The 14,058-nt window shown below is 72.4% G+C and carries 17 protein-coding genes; 6 read left to right on the forward strand and 11 right to left on the reverse strand.

The features are described 5' to 3' along the window. Positions 1-28: 28 nt before the first annotated feature. From AC1Z4A_RS24575 to AC1Z4A_RS24610, 8 genes are all read right to left on the reverse strand, one after another. Complete coding sequence (locus AC1Z4A_RS24575) at positions 29-424, reverse strand: rhodanese-like domain-containing protein (protein ID WP_483682027.1); 396 nt, start codon at positions 422-424, stop codon at positions 29-31. Then, positions 421-921, reverse strand: a complete 501-nt coding sequence (locus AC1Z4A_RS24580; protein WP_483683710.1) for a cupin domain-containing protein — start codon at positions 919-921, stop codon at positions 421-423. The genes AC1Z4A_RS24575 and AC1Z4A_RS24580 overlap by 4 nt, the downstream gene beginning before the upstream one ends. A gap of 193 nt (positions 922-1,114) precedes the next feature. Beyond that, entirely contained in the window at positions 1,115-1,201 is an 87-nt protein-coding gene (locus AC1Z4A_RS24585; protein WP_361280649.1) for a putative leader peptide, read from the reverse strand. A 32-nt stretch (positions 1,202-1,233) separates the two neighbouring features. Further along, positions 1,234-3,027 (reverse strand): FAD-dependent monooxygenase, encoded by a 1,794-nt coding sequence (locus AC1Z4A_RS24590; RefSeq protein ID WP_483682028.1) that lies wholly within the window; start codon positions 3,025-3,027, stop codon positions 1,234-1,236. A 223-nt stretch (positions 3,028-3,250) separates the two neighbouring features. Then, positions 3,251-4,150, reverse strand: a complete 900-nt coding sequence (locus AC1Z4A_RS24595; RefSeq protein WP_483682029.1) for an amino acid ABC transporter permease — start codon at positions 4,148-4,150, stop codon at positions 3,251-3,253. Further along, positions 4,147-4,797, reverse strand: a complete 651-nt coding sequence (locus AC1Z4A_RS24600; protein WP_483682030.1) for an amino acid ABC transporter permease — start codon at positions 4,795-4,797, stop codon at positions 4,147-4,149. Before AC1Z4A_RS24600 ends, AC1Z4A_RS24595 begins: the two co-directional genes overlap by 4 nt. A gap of 25 nt (positions 4,798-4,822) precedes the next feature. Then, positions 4,823-5,743 carry a glutamate ABC transporter substrate-binding protein gene (locus tag AC1Z4A_RS24605; protein ID WP_483682031.1) on the reverse strand — a complete coding sequence of 307 codons (921 nt, stop codon included), beginning with the start codon at positions 5,741-5,743 and terminating at the stop codon, positions 4,823-4,825. A gap of 103 nt (positions 5,744-5,846) precedes the next feature. Further along, positions 5,847-6,623: an amino acid ABC transporter ATP-binding protein gene (locus AC1Z4A_RS24610; protein ID WP_483682032.1), complete on the reverse strand. Its 777-nt coding sequence runs from the start codon at positions 6,621-6,623 to the stop codon at positions 5,847-5,849. 254 nt (positions 6,624-6,877) lie between these two features. Between AC1Z4A_RS24610 and AC1Z4A_RS24615 the strand changes: the two genes are divergently transcribed. Both AC1Z4A_RS24615 and AC1Z4A_RS24620 read left to right on the forward strand, forming a co-directional pair. Continuing rightward, a complete protein-coding gene (locus AC1Z4A_RS24615) occupies positions 6,878-7,582 on the forward strand; it encodes a response regulator transcription factor (RefSeq protein WP_483682033.1) in 705 nt (234 codons plus the stop codon). A 15-nt stretch (positions 7,583-7,597) separates the two neighbouring features. Then, positions 7,598-9,004, forward strand: a complete 1,407-nt coding sequence (locus AC1Z4A_RS24620) for a sensor histidine kinase (protein WP_483682034.1) — start codon at positions 7,598-7,600, stop codon at positions 9,002-9,004. Between the two features lie 24 nt (positions 9,005-9,028). Here AC1Z4A_RS24620 and AC1Z4A_RS24625 read toward each other — a convergent pair whose 3' ends face one another. Next, on the reverse strand, positions 9,029-10,027 hold the full coding sequence (locus tag AC1Z4A_RS24625) for a TAXI family TRAP transporter solute-binding subunit (protein ID WP_483682035.1): 999 nt from the start codon (positions 10,025-10,027) through the stop codon (positions 9,029-9,031). Positions 10,028-10,161: 134 nt separating this feature from the next. Between AC1Z4A_RS24625 and AC1Z4A_RS24630 the strand changes: the two genes are divergently transcribed. The 4 genes from AC1Z4A_RS24630 (at position 10,162) to AC1Z4A_RS24645 (ending at position 13,363) form a co-directional block, all read left to right on the forward strand. Continuing rightward, positions 10,162-10,515, forward strand: a complete 354-nt coding sequence (locus AC1Z4A_RS24630; RefSeq protein ID WP_483682036.1) for a zinc ribbon domain-containing protein YjdM — start codon at positions 10,162-10,164, stop codon at positions 10,513-10,515. 98 nt (positions 10,516-10,613) lie between these two features. Further along, positions 10,614-12,140 carry a tRNA (N6-isopentenyl adenosine(37)-C2)-methylthiotransferase MiaB gene (miaB, locus tag AC1Z4A_RS24635; RefSeq protein ID WP_483682037.1) on the forward strand — a complete coding sequence of 509 codons (1,527 nt, stop codon included), beginning with the start codon at positions 10,614-10,616 and terminating at the stop codon, positions 12,138-12,140. Between the two features lie 23 nt (positions 12,141-12,163). Then, positions 12,164-12,643: a hypothetical protein gene (locus AC1Z4A_RS24640; RefSeq protein ID WP_483682038.1), complete on the forward strand. Its 480-nt coding sequence runs from the start codon at positions 12,164-12,166 to the stop codon at positions 12,641-12,643. Positions 12,644-12,652: 9 nt separating this feature from the next. After that, positions 12,653-13,363, forward strand: coding sequence for a class III extradiol dioxygenase subunit B-like domain-containing protein (locus AC1Z4A_RS24645; RefSeq protein ID WP_483682039.1), 711 nt, complete (start codon positions 12,653-12,655; stop codon positions 13,361-13,363). Between the two features lie 79 nt (positions 13,364-13,442). On the opposite strand, the gene AC1Z4A_RS24650 is transcribed toward AC1Z4A_RS24645, so the two are convergent. After that, positions 13,443-13,688, reverse strand: coding sequence for an antitoxin (locus AC1Z4A_RS24650; RefSeq protein WP_483682040.1), 246 nt, complete (start codon positions 13,686-13,688; stop codon positions 13,443-13,445). Between the two features lie 31 nt (positions 13,689-13,719). Continuing rightward, entirely contained in the window at positions 13,720-13,968 is a 249-nt protein-coding gene (locus AC1Z4A_RS24655) for a hypothetical protein (RefSeq protein ID WP_483682041.1), read from the reverse strand. Between the last annotated feature and the right edge of the window lie 90 nt (positions 13,969-14,058).

Here is a 14,058-nt window from a genome sequence, read left to right on the forward strand (position 1 = left end):
GAACCGCAGTGAACTTCGCCCGACCCGCTTAGGGCGTGCCCGCCCCGGCTCGGTGCGCCACCGGCAGGCCCGCCGCCCGCCACGCCCGGAAGCCGCCCACCAGGTCCGTGGCCCGGTGCAGGCCCAGCAGGCGCAGGGAGGCCGCGGCCAGCGACGAGGCGTAGCCCTCGTCGCAGATCACCACCACCCGCAGGTCATGGCCCGTCGCCTCCGCCGCACGGTGCTCACAGGCCGGGTCCAGCCGCCACTCCAGCTCGTTGCGCTCCACGACGAGCGCGCCGGGAATCGCCCCGTCCCGCTCCCGCAGGGCCGCGTAGCGGATGTCCACCAGCAGCCCGCCCTCCGCCTGCACGGCGGCGGCCTCCGCCGGGCCGATGCGGTCGAGGCCCGCCCGGGCGGCGGCCAGCAGCTCCTCCACCCTCATGCCCACTCGTCCGCCCACTCGACCTGTTCCAGCCGCAGCACCTGCCCGCTGCGTCCGTACCGCCGCATCATCGGCAGCGGCGGATAGTAGGCGTGCACGGACACCGCGTGCCGCTCGGCGGAGGCGTTGAAGACCTGGTGCACATGGTGCGGGCCGAACGCCCGGCCCTGCCCCTCGGCCAGCCGCCGCTCGCGGTCGACGCCGTCGGCCAGTTCCAGCAGTTTCCAGCCCTCGGTGGGCAGTCGGGCGGCCAGCGACTGCTCGGTCAGCCGTCCGGCGGCCGTGGCGAAGGCGCCGTGCGAGCCCCCGTGGTCGTGCCAGCCGGTGCCCGCCCCCGGCGGCCAGCCGATCAGCCAGGCCTCGCTGCCGCCCGGCCCGTTCAGCCGGATCCAGGTGCGGCCCCCGGGATCCAGGGGGAGCGAGGCGACGAGCCGGGCGTCGGCCGCCGTGCGGCGCACGAAGGCCAGCAGATCCGCCTCCGAGGGCGGGCCCGGCACCGTGGCCGAGGCGGAATCGGCAGAACCGGCGGAACCGGAGGAAGCAGACGAGGAGGCCGCGGAGGCGGCGCGCACGGAGAAAGCCCTGGAGAACGTCTTGGCGAAAGACACGGAGAACCGTCCTGGGAGATCGCGAAGCTGACCGCGCGCGGCGCAGCAGGGCGCCCGGCAGCGCGGGAGGGAACGAGGCGAATCAGCAGGACGGACGACAGACGCAGCCCGCGTAGCGGACGAGGTCCAGATGGACCCTCCGCCAGAAGCGCACGCCGCTGTCAGTCACGCTCCGGAGTCAACCATGTCCCGAACGGGCGGTCAACGGTTGGCCGTAGCCTCACTGGCAGCCGCGTCCGGAGCCGCCGGACCGGATGCAGCCGCATCGTGCGCGCGTGTATCGGGAGCGTCCGCGTCGGGCGCCCCCTCGTCGGACGCCACCGCCGTCACCGTGCCCGCGGCCCCGCCGCGCGCCGCGTCGGCGCACGCGTACAGCTCGGCGGGCCGCACTCCGGCCAGTGCCGCCACCAGGTGCCCGTCCGGCCGCACCACCAGGACCGTGTGGGCATCGGCACCCGGATACCCCTCGGCGACCAGCAGTTCTGCCGCCATGGGCAGCGCCGAGACCGCCGCCGACAGCCGCGGCATGAGCCCGGCGCCCAGCCAGTGCCGCCGCTCCCACACGCCCGTCCCGGGCGCGACCAGCACCACCAGCAGCTCGCCGCCCAGCCTGTCCCGCAGCCAGGACTCCGAGCCGTCCGGCGCGGTCACCGGCACGTCCGCCACCTGTGCCCCCACGGCCGTGCCCACCGGAACCGAACTCGCGGGCGGCGCCCCGGGAGTGAGGGGCGTACGGACGTACACGGGGGGCGCGCCCAGCGGCCCGCGCCCCAGATGACCCTCTGTCAGCAAAGTGTCCTGGTTCCGCGCGGTGCCCGGCACGAGCGCGCGCCGCACCGTGCGCCAGCCGCCCTCGCCGCGCACGGTCGGCAGCGCCCGGTCGGCGGCGCGGAGCCGGGCCGCGACTGCGCCCCTGCGCTCCGCCTGGTAGCTGTCGAGCAGCGCCTCGGAGGAGCCGTGGTGCCAGGCCAGTGCCAGCTTCCAGGCGAGATTCTCGGCGTCCCGCAGCCCCTCGTCGAGTCCCTGGCTCCCCAGCGCCCCCAGCAGATGCGCGGCATCCCCGGCGAGAAAGGCGCGCCCACTGCGCCAGCGGCGCGCGAGGCGGTGGTGCACGGCGTACACCCCGGTGTCCAGCAGCTCGTACGCCGGTACCTCGCCGCACCACACGGCCAGCGCGTCGTGCACCCGTGCGATCAGGGCGTCGGGAGTGACCAGTTGGCCGTCGGCCGGGAGCGGCCAGTCCAGCCGCCACGCACCGCCCGGCAGCGGACGGGCCGTCACCTCGCCGCCACGCGGCGGCGAACGGTGCAGCACCGCCTCGCCGGGCCAGGGCAGCTCGGCCCGGAGCGCGGCCACCGCGTGCCGCTCCACGGCCGTACGGCCCGGGAAGCGCGCCCCGACCAGCTTGCGCACGACGGACCGCGCCCCGTCGCAGCCGACCAGGTAACTCGCCCGCCACACCGTGCCGTTTCCGCCCCCGGTGTGCACGGTGACGCCCGAGGCGTCCTGCTTGAGGAGGGTCAGCCGGCTGTCCCGGACGATCCGCACGTCCGCCTCGTCCGCGAGCGCCGCGCACAGCTCCCGCGTCAGCGCGTGCTGGGGCAGGTGCAGCGGAGACGGTTCTGCTGCCGCACCGCCGAAGTCCCCGTCCGGCGCGGCACTTCGGGCGTCCGCCGCGTCCCCGGCCTCCTCGGGCTTCTCGTCCGCACCGGCCGCCCCCGGCGCTGTGAGGGGCGCCCGGGCCACCACCGACCGGCGGCGCAGGGTGCGCCAGCCCGTCCAGTGGGCGCCCTCCGTCGTGGCGCACCCGAGCCGCTTCAGCAGGGCGGCGGTCTCCGGCCGCAGCACGGCAGTCCGGGCCAGCCGCCGCTCCTCGGCGCCCCCGCCACCGGCGGGCGACTCGTCCAGGACGGTCACAGGCACTTCGTACGTGGCCAGGGCCAGGGCCAGGGTGAGCCCCACCGGCCCGGCACCGACGACGATCACCGGGTCCACGGCACGGCTCCCTCGCCCCCGCGGCGGACGGCGACGGCGGTCACACCGTGCGCGTGGTGCGTACGGGACGTACGGGGACTGCCGGGGGGAAAATGCGCGATCACAGAACGTATGCAACCCATTGCCGCTGCGTGCGTCAAGTGATAAGCGGTCGTTCCACGGCGCGCCGGAAGCGTGCGCCCCGCCGGCCCGGCCGGACCGACGGGGCGTCAGCACCCGGTGCTCAGCCGGTGCCGGTGCCGTCCACGCCGGAGGCGCCCGCCGACGCCTCGCTCTCCAGCGCCGCGCCGGTGGGCCGCGGCCGGGGCGGAGTGCCCTTGCGCGAGCGCTTCGTGCGCCGTTCGACCCAGGTGGCCAGGGAGGAGAGCGCCAGGCACAGCAGGATGTAGATGGAACCGAAGACGATCACCATCGGGATGAAGGCGTAGACCCCGTTCACCGGCGGCGTCTGCTGGGCGAACGCCTTGCCGACGAACAGCAGCTCCTCGTAGAGGATGATGAAGCCGAGCGAGGTGTCCTTGAGGGTCACCACGAGCTGGCTGATGATCGACGGCAGCATCGAGCGGACTGCCTGCGGGACGAGCACGCTCGTCATCACCTGCGTCTTGCGCAGCCCGATCGCGTACGCGGCCTCGCTCTGGCCCCGGGGCACGGCGTTGATCCCGGACCGGAAGATCTCCGCCTGGACCGAGCCGTTGTAGAGCGTCAGCCCGATGACGAGCGCCCACATCGGGTCGGAGGTGAACACCGCCGCGTACAGCAGGAAGATCATGATGAGCAGCGGCATGGCCCGGAAGAACTCCACCGCGACCGTCGCCGCCCAGCGGACCGGCCGGTGGTCGGAGAGCCGGGCGACGGCCAGCACGGCGCCCAGCACGAGCGAGAACGCCGCCGCGAGGGCGAAGGTCTTGAGCGTCGTCAGCAGGCCGTCGACGATGCGCTGCTGGGTATCGGTGTACTCGTAGGCGTCCCACAGCCCGGCCTGGAACTGCCCGGTGTCGTCCAGGCGGTAGACCACGAAGGCGATCAGGCCGAGGATCGCCACCACGGAGACCGCGCCGTAGATCCGGTTGCGGGCCCGGGCCCTGGGGCCGGGGGCGTCGTACAGCACGCTTCCGCTCATCGGGCCACCGCCAGCCGGTTCTCCAGCAGCCGGAACAGGCCGCTGATCGCGAATGTGATGATGATGTAGCAGAGCGCGATCCAGAGGAAGATCACGTAAATGTTGTAGCCCGCGTCGGCGTTGAGCGACTTCTGCACCGAGCCCAGCTCGGTCACGTTGAAGCCCGAGGCGATCGCGGTGTTCTTGGCGAGGGCGATCAGCAGGCTGCCTATGGGGGGTATCGCGGTGCGCGCGGCCTGCGGCAGCACGATCTGGCCCAGGGTCTGGCCGAAGGTCATGCCGAGGGAGCGCGCGGCCTCCGCCTGGCCGACCGGCACGGTGTTGATGCCGGACCGGACGGCCTCGCAGATGAACGCGGAGGTGTAGCACCCCAGGGCCAGCACGGCGAGCCAGAAGGAGTCCCAGCCCTTCAGGCCCAGCGCGGGCAGCCCCAGGGTGACCGCCAGGAAGAGCAGCACCAGCGGGGTGTTGCGCAGCAGCGTCACCCACGCCGTGCCGAACGCGCGCAGCGCGGGCACCGGAGAGACGCGGAACGCCGCGACCAAGGTGCCCAGCACCAGGGCGAGCAGCGCACTGAGCGCCGTCAGTTCGACCGTGCCGATGAAACCTTCGCGGAACATCGCGAAGTTGTCCGAGAGAACGTTCACGTCAACTCTCCGGGTCCCGCGCCGGTCAGTAGCGGTCGATCGGCGGCGGGGTCTGGGCGGCGGATCCCGAACGGCCCAGGGTGGCGTCGTACGCCTTCTGCCAGTCGCCGTTCTTCTCGTGCGCCTCGATGGCCTTGTTGACGGCCTCGCGCAGCGCCGCGTCGTCCTTCTTCAGGCCGACGCCGTACGGCTCCTTGGAGAAGGGGTTGCCGACGACCTTCAGTGCGCCCTTGTTCTCGGCCGCGTAGCCCTTGAGGATCGAGTCGTCCGTGGTGACGGCGTCGACCGAGCCGTTGACCAGGTCCTGGACGCACAGCTGGTAGCCCTGCTGGGCCTTGGCCTCGGCGACGCCGTACTTGGCATCCTTGATCCGCTTGAGCGGGGTGGAGCCGGTCGCCGAGCAGACCTTCTTGCCCTTGAGGTCGTCCGGGCCCTTGATGCTGCTGTCCGCCTTCACCAGCAGGTCCTGGCCGGCGATGTAGTACGGGCCGGCGAAGCCGACCTGCTTCTTCCGCTCGTCGTTGATGGTGTACGTACCGACGTACAGGTCGACGCCGCCGCTGGCGATCTGCGTCTCGCGCCCCTCGGAGGGCACTGTCCTGAACACGATGTGGTCCTCGTCGAAGCCGAGGTCGGCCGCGATCATGCGGGCGATCTCCACGTCGAAGCCGGAGCGCTTCTTGGTGCCGGGGTTCTCGTAGCCGAGGCCGGGCTGATCGGCCTTGGTGCCGATGGTGATCTTCTTGCCTTTGATCTTCTCGAAGACCGGCGAGTCCTTGACGTCGGCGGCGGTGTTCACCTTGTACGCCGGCACGGCCGGGGCCGAGGAGCCGTCGCCGGTCTTGTCGCTCTTGTCGTCGGGGCTGCCCGACTTGCCGCACGCGGTCGAGGTCGCGGCGAGCGCCAGCACCACGGCGGCCGCCGCGGCGGTGTTGCGGAGCTTCATGGAGGACATCCTTTGCGTCTGCGGGGCGTTGTGGCGGGTGGCGGTGGGCCGGCGGTGCCGGAAGTGGATGCCGGAATTCGGTGATGCCGGGCGATGCCGGAATTCAGTGGTGCAGGATCTTCGACAGGAAGTCCTTCGCCCGGTCGCTGCGGGGGTTGCTGAAGAACTGGTCCGGCCGCGCCTCCTCGACGATCCGGCCGTCCGCCATGAACACCACGCGGTTCGCGGCCGAGCGCGCGAAGCCCATCTCGTGCGTGACGACGATCATCGTCATGCCGTCCCGGGCGAGTTGCTGCATGACCTCCAGCACCTCGTTGATCATCTCCGGGTCCAGCGCCGAGGTCGGCTCGTCGAAGAGCATCACCTTCGGGTCCATGGCCAGCGCGCGGGCGATGGCCACGCGCTGCTGCTGGCCGCCGGACAGCTGGGCGGGGTACTTGTCCGCCTGGGCGCCCACCCCGACCCGGTCGAGCAGGGTGCGGGCCCTGTCCTCGGCCGCCTTGCGGTCCTTCCTGCGGACCTTGATCTGCCCCAGCGTCACGTTCTCCAGCACGGTCTTGTGCGCGAAGAGGTTGAAGGACTGGAAGACCATGCCGACGTCGGCCCGCAGCCGCGCCAGCTCCTTGCCCTCCTGCGGCAGGGGCCTGCCGTCGATGGTGATGGTGCCGGAGTCCGTCGTCTCCAGCCGGTTGATCGTGCGGCACAGCGTCGACTTGCCGGACCCCGACGGCCCGATGACGACCACGACTTCGCCGCGTGCGATCGTCAGGTCGATGTCCTGGAGCACATGCAGCGCGCCGAAGTGTTTGTTGACCTTGTCCAGGACGACCAGTGCGTCCGCGGCGGGCGCCGCGTCCTTGGTCACCGATATCTCGCTCATCGGCGTTCCTCGCTCCGTCCTCCTCGGTTGGAGAGGACCTTATGAGCCGCAACGACCAGCGTCATTACATCTGAGCTGAAATTGAGCATAACGATCCGGCCTCAAGCGGACACTCTGCGTCAACAGCCGCTCCGGGGGCGCACGGTCGTACCGGCTGCATAACGGAAGGCCTCCGGCGGGCAGATACCCCTTGACGCACCGGCCGTCCATCGGCGTGGATGCGGTGTTGCCGCACCAGTTGCCCGGAGGGCGCCATGAGACTGCTGCTCGTCGAGGACGACGACCACGTCGCCGCGGCCTTGTCGGCGGTGCTGGGCCGGCACGGCTTCGACGTCACCCACGCCCGCAGCGGCGAGGAGGCCCTCCAGGCGCTGCTGCCCGCCGGGGGCGCGCCGTTCGGCGTCGTCCTGCTCGACCTGGGCCTGCCCGACCAGGACGGCTTCGAGGTCTGCGGAAAGATCCGCAAACGCACCGGCACGCCCGTCATCATGGTGACCGCCCGCTCGGACACCCGCTCCAAGATCCACGGCCTGAACCTCGGCGCCGACGACTACGTGGTCAAGCCGTACGACACCGGTGAACTGCTCGCCCGCATTCACGCGGTGGCCCGGCGCACGCCGCCCACCGGGGGCGCCCCCGGGCGCCCGTCCGCCCCCGAGGCCCCGCACAGCCTGCGCCTCGGCCCCGTCAGTATCGAACTCCCCAACCGCCGCGTCTCCGTGGACGGCATCGCCGTCCCCCTCACCCGCAAGGAGTTCGACCTGCTGGCACTTCTGGCCCAGCGCCCGGGCGTGGTCTTCCGCCGTGAACAGATCATCAGCGAGGTGTGGCGCACGAGTTGGGAGGGCACGGGGCGCACCCTGGAGGTGCATATCGCCTCGCTCCGCGCCAAACTGCGCCAGCCCGCGCTGATCGAGACGGTCCGCGGCGTCGGCTACAAGATCATCGTGCCGGAGTGAGGGCCGTACGACACCGTGCGCTCCCGACTCCTCCCCCTCCTCATCGTCCTCCTGGCGGGCGTCCTGCTGGCCCTGGGCTTCCCGCTCGCCGCGGGCATGGCCGCCGTGCAGCAGCAGCGGGTGGTCGTCGACCGCATCGACGACGCCGCACGCTTCGCCTCGATCGCCCAGTTCGTCAGCTCCCGGCCCTTCGAGCCGCCCGACGGCGGGGACGCCGACGAGCGCCTCGCCACACTGCGCTCCGAACTCGTCCGCTACGAGGACCTCTACGGCATCAGGGCCGGGATCTTCGCGCGCGACGGCAGGGCCCTGACCGCCGCCCCGGCCGGCTGGACGCTGCCCCGCGAAGGCGAGGGCAGGCAGGCGTTCGAGGAGGCCCTCGTCGGGCGCCGCAGCCACGACCCGAGCCAGGTCTGGCCCTGGCGGCACGGCCGGCTCGCGGTGGCCTCGCCCGTCATCCGCGACGGCGACGTCGTCGCGGTCGTCCTCACCGACTCGCCCACCGGCCCGCTGCGCTCCCGGATCCTGCACCAGTGGCTGCTGCTCGCGGCGGGCGAGACCGCCGCGATGCTGGTCGCCGTCGGCGCGGCCGTCCGGCTCACGGGCTGGGTGCTCAGGCCCGTACGGACCCTCGACGCCGCCGCCCACGACATCGCCACCGGAACGCTCAACTCCCGTGTGGTGGCCGACATCGGGCCACCGGAACTGCGCCGCCTGGCCCGCTCGTTCAACGAGATGGCCGACAACGTCGAGGAGGTGCTCGAGCAGCAGCGCGCCTTCGTCGCCGACGCCTCGCACCAGCTGCGCAACCCGCTCGCCGCCCTGCTGCTGCGCATCGACCTGCTCGCCCTGGACCTGCCCGGCGGCCACGCGGAGATCGCCTCCGTGCGCGCCGAGGGCAAGCGGCTCGCCCGCGTCCTGGACGACCTGCTGGACCTGGCCCTGGCCGAGCACGCCGCCGGCAGCCCCCAGCTGACCGACATAGCCGAGATCGTCACCGACCGCGTCGACGCCTGGTCCCCGGTCGCCGAGCGCGAGGGCGTCCGGCTCGCCTACGCGGGACCCGCCGCGGTGACCGGCTGGGCCGACCCCGTCGCCCTCTCCAGCGCCCTCGACGCGGTCGTGGACAACGCCCTCAAGTTCACCCCCGGAGAGGCCCGGGTCGACGTCGCCGTCGCCGTCGTGGGCGAGCACGTCCACATCACCGTCACCGACGAGGGCCCCGGCCTCACCGAGGAGGAACTCACCCGCATCGGCGACCGCTTCTGGCGCAGCAGCCGCCACCAGAACGTCTCCGGCTCCGGCCTCGGCCTGTCGATCTCCCGCGCCCTCCTCACCGCGGGCGGCGCCACCCTCTCCTACGCGCCGAACCGGCCCAACGGCCTGTGCGTCACGATCGCGGTGCCGCGCACGGGCGGCTGACGGGCCGGGCCGCCGGCCCGCCACTCACGGCTTGACCGACACGTAGTAGCGGCGCGCACCCTCGTGCAGCGGCAGCGGGTTGGTGAAGACGGCCGTCCGCAGGTCCACGTTCTGCGCGGCGTGCACCTTGGTCCCTATGCGGTCCCGGCTCCTGATGACGGTGCGCGTGATGCTCTCCGTGAGCCCGGGGTCGGTGTCCTCCATGGTCACCAGGAGGTTCGCGACCGCGATGGTCCGCACTGCATGCCCGGAGTGCGTCATGGGATAGGCGTCCTCCGGCATCGTGGCCGCCCGGTAGTAGTCCATCTGCCGGCCGAGCGCGTGCAGCGGCCCGATCAGGTCGCCGAGCTGGACGAGCCGGATCGGCAGCCGGCGCCCCAGCGACGTGATCGCGTTGGTCGGCAGCCCACCGGACCAGAAGAAGGCGTCCAGCTCGCCCTTCTCCAGCAGCTCCGGCATCCGGTCGATACCGACCCGCACCGGCGTGATGTCCCGCTCGAAGTCCAGCCCGGCGGCCTTCAGCAGCCGCCGGGTGATCAGCTGTACGCCCGACTCGTCCGCCCCCACGCCGACCCGCAGCCCCCTGAGGTCCATCGCGGACTTCACGGGCGAGCCCTCGCGCACCACCAGCTGCATGTAGTCGTCGTACAGCCGCGCACACGCGCGCAGCTGCTCCGCGCCCGCCCGCCGCTCCTCGAGGTAGGTGGCCACGGCGTCCGCCGTGGCCAGCGTGAAGTCGGCCCTGCCGGACGTGAGCTGCCGCAGGTTGTCCACGCCGCCCTGGCTGCGGGTGAGCCGCACGTCCAGGCCGGGCAGGTCGCGGGCCAGGTCGTCCTTGAGGAGATCGCCGTACTTGGCGTACACCCCGGTGGGCACGCCCGTCGAGAACCACAGCCGCCCGCTCGGCTCCGGCGTGCCGTGCAGGGGCAGCAGCCACCACGCCAGCAGCGCGAACACGGCCGCGGCCACCACGCCCGCCTGCACGGCGCGGCGCCTGCCGGGGAGCGGGAGTCGGGGAGCCATGGCCGGATACTGCCAGCACTCCGGGCCCCCGGGAAGACAGGGGGCGGTGGCCTTTCGGAACCGGCGGCCCCGGGCCCGGGGCGCCGCCCGGGGCCGGGGCCGCCGGCGGTCGCCGGCCGAAATATACTTTTCCCATGACCGAGAACCTTCCTCCGTGCCCCCAGTGCTCCAGCGCGTACACCTACGAGATGGGTGCGCTCCTGGTCTGCCCGGAGTGCGGCCACGAGTGGTCGCCCGCATCCGCCGAGGCCGCGGGTGACGCCGAGGCCGGCGTGATCAAGGACTCGGTCGGCAACGTCCTCGCCGACGGCGACACGGTCACGGTGATCAAGGGCCTGAAGGTCAAGGGCCACCCGACCGGCATCAAGGCGGGCACCAAGGTGCGCAACATCCGCCTCGTGGAGGGCGAGGACGGGCACGACATCGACTGCAAGATCGATGGATTCGGCCACATGCAGCTCAAGTCCAGCGTGGTCAAGAAGGCCTGACCCGGCTCCGCGGCGCCCTGCCCCCGCCTGCAGCGGTCCGTGATCCTGCCGGGACTCCTGCGGCGGGGGTTTCCCGGCGGACCACCTACCCTGGTTCCATGACCAGCACCGACCGGAGCCCTGCCGTGCGTTCTTCCAAGACCTATCTCGTTCGTACCTACGGGTGCCAGATGAACGTCCACGACTCCGAGCGGCTCTCCGGCCTGCTGGAGGACGCGGGCTACGTCCGCGCCCCCGAGGGAGCCGCCGAGGGCGAGGCCGACGTCGTCGTCTTCAACACCTGCGCGGTGCGCGAGAACGCCGACAACAAGCTCTACGGCAACCTCGGCCGGCTGGCCCCCATGAAGACGCAGCGGCCCGGCATGCAGATCGCCGTCGGCGGCTGCCTCGCCCAGAAGGACCGCGACACCATCGTCAAAAAGGCGCCGTGGGTCGACGTCGTCTTCGGCACCCACAACATCGGCAAGCTGCCGGTGCTGCTCGAGCGCGCCCGGGTCCAGGAAGAGGCCCAGGTCGAGATCGCCGAGTCCCTGGAGGCGTTCCCCTCGACGCTGCCGACGCGCCGCGAGAGCGCGTACGCCGCGTGGGTCTCCATCTCGGTCGGCTGCAACAACACCTGTACGTTCTGCATCGTCCCGGCCCTGCGCGGCAAGGAGAAGGACCGCCGCCCCGGCGACATCCTGGCCGAGGTCGAGGCGCTGGTCGCCGAGGGCGTCAGCGAGATCACCCTGCTCGGCCAGAACGTCAACGCCTACGGCTCCGACATCGGCGACCGCGAGGCCTTCTCCAAGCTGCTGCGCGCCTGCGGCAACATCGAGGGCCTGGAGCGCGTCCGCTTCACCTCGCCGCACCCGCGCGACTTCACCGACGACGTGATCGCCGCGATGGCCGAGACGCCGAACGTGATGCCGCAGCTGCACATGCCGCTCCAGTCCGGCTCGGACACCGTGCTCAAGGCGATGCGCCGCTCGTACCGCCAGGAGCGCTTCCTGGGCATCATCGAGAAGGTGCGCGCCGCCATGCCGGACGCCGCCATCTCCACCGACATCATCGTGGGCTTCCCCGGCGAGACCGAGGAGGACTTCGAGCAGACCATGCACGTGGTGCGCGAGGCGCGCTTCGCGAACGCCTTCACCTTCCAGTACTCCAAGCGCCCCGGCACCCCGGCGGCCGAGATGGACGGGCAGATCCCCAAGGAGGTCGTGCAGGCGCGCTACGAGCGTCTGGTGGCCCTCCAGGAGGAGATCTCCTGGGAGGAGAACAAGAAGCAGGTCGGCCGGGTCCTGGAGGTCATGGTCGCCGAGGGCGAGGGCCGCAAGGACGGCGCCACGCAGCGTCTGTCGGGCCGTGCCGCCGACAACCGCCTGGTCCACTTCACCAAGCCGGACGAGGACGTGCGCCCCGGCGACGTGGTGACCGTCGAGATCACCTACGCCGCCCCGCACCACCTCCTCGCCGAGGGCCTGGTCAAGGAGGTCCGCCGCACGCGGGCGGGCGACGCCTGGGAGAAGCGCAACGCCGCGGCCGCTGCCAAGCCGGCGGGCGTGATGCTGGGCATCCCGACGATCGGGGCCCCGGCGCCGAGTCCGGCCCCGGCCGCTCCGGGCTGCGGCAGCTGCGACTGAGCGATCGCACGAAGGGGGGCTGCGTGACGACATGGGGGCTCATCGTCGAGACGACGGTGGGGACGGGTGAGCGCAAGCACTGGACGGCCACGGTCGTGGCCCATGTGGAGGGCACGCGCGAGGAGGCCCTGCAGGAGCTGGAGGCGCGTGCCCGGCGCTATGCGCCCTGGCACCCGGTGAGCCCCCGGCGCACCCGGCTGCTGCGGACCGCCGAGGGGTTCGCGCTGGTGGTGGACGGGGCGTGGGACAGCTTCCTCACCCGCTTCACCGTGGGGGAGCTGCTGCACGACAGCGCCGCGGGACCGCCCGTCGAGCCGTACGTGGAGCCGGATCCCGAGCCGGCGCCCGAGCCCGACCCCTACGCCGCCAACCCCCACGCCAGGCCCTTCCCGCTGCCCGTCCTGAAGCCCCCGCGGCCCGCCCCCGAGCCGGAGGTCCAGCCGTGGGACCCCGCGGAGAAGTGGCTGCAGAACGAGGGAAGTCCCGAGCCCCCGAATTGCTAGGGTGCCGCCATGCTCGTCGCCGCTGCCGTATGCCCCTGTCCGCCGCTGCTCGTCCCGGAGGTCGCCGCCGGGGCCGCCGCCGAGCTGGACGACCTGCGGGCCGCCTGTCTCGACGCCGTGGCCGTGCTGGCGGCCGCCCGGCCCGACCGGCTCGTGGTGGTGGGCCCCGCCCCGCTGTCCGGCCGCGGCCCGCACCCGCAGGGTGCCGTGGGGTCGTTCCGGAGCCTCGGGGTGGACCTCGACGTCCGCCTGGGCTCCGGTGGTCCGGCCGGTGAGCGCGAGCTGCCGCAGTCCCTGGCCGTCGCCGCCTGGCTGCTGGGGCGCACGGACTGGTCCGCCGCGCCCGTCGAGGGCCTGGGCGTGGGAGAGCCGCTGGAGGCCGAGCGCTGCCTGGGCGTCGGCCGGAAGCTGGCCGAGGAGGACGAGCGGGTCGCGCTGCTGGTGATGGGCGACGGCAGCGCCTGCCGGACCGTGAAGGCGCCCGGCTACCTCGACGAGCGCGCCGAGGCCTTCGACGCGGAGGCCGCCCGGGCGCTGGGCGCCGCCGACACGACCGCGCTGGCCGCGCTGGACGAGGCGCTGGCCCACGAGCTGAAGGCGGCCGGGCGCGCGCCCTGGCAGGTGCTGGCGGGCGCGGGGAAGGGCGCGGGGCTGACCGGGGCGCTGCTGTACGACGGGGCTCCGTACGGCGTGGGGTACTTCGTGGCCGCCTGGTCGTAGCGGACAGCCTTCGGGGAGGCGGCGCCCCGGCGCGGCGACGGCCGTGGAGCAGGCTCCACGGCCGGCCGCCGACGAGGTGTCACGGGGTCTTGGAGTCCGTACCGCCGGCCTTGTCGTCCTTCTCGGCGAGGCGGCCGAGGACGTCCTTGGCCTTGCCTGTGCCGGTCTGGATCTGGCTGCTGTACTTGCCCTTGGTCTTCTCGTCGACCATTTTCGCGGCCTTTTCGAGCCCGTGTTCGATCTTGCCCTCGTGCTGCTGCGCGAGATCGCCGACCTTGTCCTTCAACGGACCGAGCTTGGCCTTGAGATTGTCCATCAGGCCCATGGTGACCGCCCCTCGTCTTTCCTTGCCAAACCTACTTGCGGGCGCCCTCACCGGCCTCGCTGTCGGCCGCCTTCTCGGCCGACTGCTGCTTGGGAATCTCCACTCCCTCGGCCGCAGGCTCCTCCGCGGTGTCCTCGGCCTTGTCCTCGGCAGCCGTCTCCTCCGGCTTCGCCTCGGCCGTCTCCGCCGCGTCGGTGGATTCCGCCGTCTGGGTGCCGACCGAGACCTCTTCCGTTGACGTCGAGGACGACCGACGGAGAATCCTTGAAAACACGCCCATATCTACTCCATTACCTTACTGGTGTGAGCGAAATCCCGCGTCGCCCGGGGCGTCCCAGGGGGTCGCTCACGGGCACCGGTCCGCGAACCG

Source organism: Streptomyces sp. 17_S59 (genome assembly GCF_056930295.1).

What these genes read in the sequence shown, in the direction of transcription:
- AC1Z4A_RS24575 (WP_483682027.1), bottom strand. Translation starts at nt 424, where the DNA reads ATGAGGGTGGAGGAGCTGCTGGCCGCCGCCCGGGCGGGCCTCGACCGC.
- AC1Z4A_RS24595 (WP_483682029.1), bottom strand. Translation starts at nt 4,150, where the DNA reads ATGAGCGGAAGCGTGCTGTACGACGCCCCCGGCCCCAGGGCCCGGGCC.
- AC1Z4A_RS24605 (WP_483682031.1), bottom strand. Translation starts at nt 5,743, where the DNA reads ATGAAGCTCCGCAACACCGCCGCGGCGGCCGCCGTGGTGCTGGCGCTC.
- AC1Z4A_RS24610 (WP_483682032.1), bottom strand. Translation starts at nt 6,623, where the DNA reads ATGAGCGAGATATCGGTGACCAAGGACGCGGCGCCCGCCGCGGACGCA.
- AC1Z4A_RS24615 (WP_483682033.1), top strand. Translation starts at nt 6,878, where the DNA reads ATGAGACTGCTGCTCGTCGAGGACGACGACCACGTCGCCGCGGCCTTG.
- AC1Z4A_RS24625 (WP_483682035.1), bottom strand. Translation starts at nt 10,027, where the DNA reads ATGGCTCCCCGACTCCCGCTCCCCGGCAGGCGCCGCGCCGTGCAGGCG.
- AC1Z4A_RS24630 (WP_483682036.1), top strand. Translation starts at nt 10,162, where the DNA reads ATGACCGAGAACCTTCCTCCGTGCCCCCAGTGCTCCAGCGCGTACACC.
- miaB (WP_483682037.1), top strand. Translation starts at nt 10,614, where the DNA reads ATGACCAGCACCGACCGGAGCCCTGCCGTGCGTTCTTCCAAGACCTAT.
- AC1Z4A_RS24645 (WP_483682039.1), top strand. Translation starts at nt 12,653, where the DNA reads ATGCTCGTCGCCGCTGCCGTATGCCCCTGTCCGCCGCTGCTCGTCCCG.
- AC1Z4A_RS24650 (WP_483682040.1), bottom strand. Translation starts at nt 13,688, where the DNA reads ATGGGCCTGATGGACAATCTCAAGGCCAAGCTCGGTCCGTTGAAGGAC.
- AC1Z4A_RS24655 (WP_483682041.1), bottom strand. Translation starts at nt 13,968, where the DNA reads ATGGGCGTGTTTTCAAGGATTCTCCGTCGGTCGTCCTCGACGTCAACG.